Source organism: Rhizobacter sp. P3_B12 (genome assembly GCF_056402895.1).
Genome location: NZ_JBFUGN010001744.1, coordinates 1 through 572, shown reverse-complemented (window position 1 = coordinate 572; position 572 = coordinate 1). Strand labels below are relative to the sequence as shown.

At 61.9% G+C, this 572-nt stretch carries 1 protein-coding gene; it reads left to right on the top strand.

Features of this window, described 5'->3' with window-relative positions; all coding sequences use genetic code 11:
* Positions 1-247, top strand: a 247-nt coding sequence (locus tag AC1D01_RS37995; protein WP_477875160.1) for a TonB family protein, incomplete at its 5' end; no start/stop codon positions are given.
* Positions 248-572: the final 325 nt, after the last annotated feature.

The following is a 572-nucleotide window of genomic DNA, read 5'->3' as shown; positions in this document are numbered from 1 at the left end:
GACATTGCCCGCTGACGGCGATGAACCCGGCTTTCCAAGGGAGGCGATGCGGGCGGGCTTGGAGAAGGGCGAGGTTCTCATCGACTTCAAGGTCGACGAGGAAGGACGCATCGTCGACATCGTTGTCGTGGAATCGACGCATCCGTCGTTCTCGCGGTCCGCATACCGCTTCATCGAACTGCTGGACTGCAGACGCGCGGAAAAGAACAAGACGATGCGCATGCCGTTCGGCTTTCGCGTCGAATAGGCACCCGCTTTCAACGCCGGGCCGGACACGGGTGTGGCATTCCTGCGAACCGTGCGGTCGTCCCGCCGACAGGTATGAAGAGCAGCCGCCGGGGCGGGCGCCCGCCGCTAGAATCCGCAGCCTCGCTCGCCGTAGTTCAATGGGACACCTTCATCGGCAGACGGCAATCTGCGTATCACATCCGTATCACTGCGAAGAATTGTTCGCGACGTGGTGTGCCGCGAGAGTGTCGAACGGATCTACACGGAAGCAGAAGCTTCCGCAACGGGCGAGCAGGCCTCAGGAACATCTGTCTCCACGGTGTCAGTCTGCGCCGTCTGTGGAC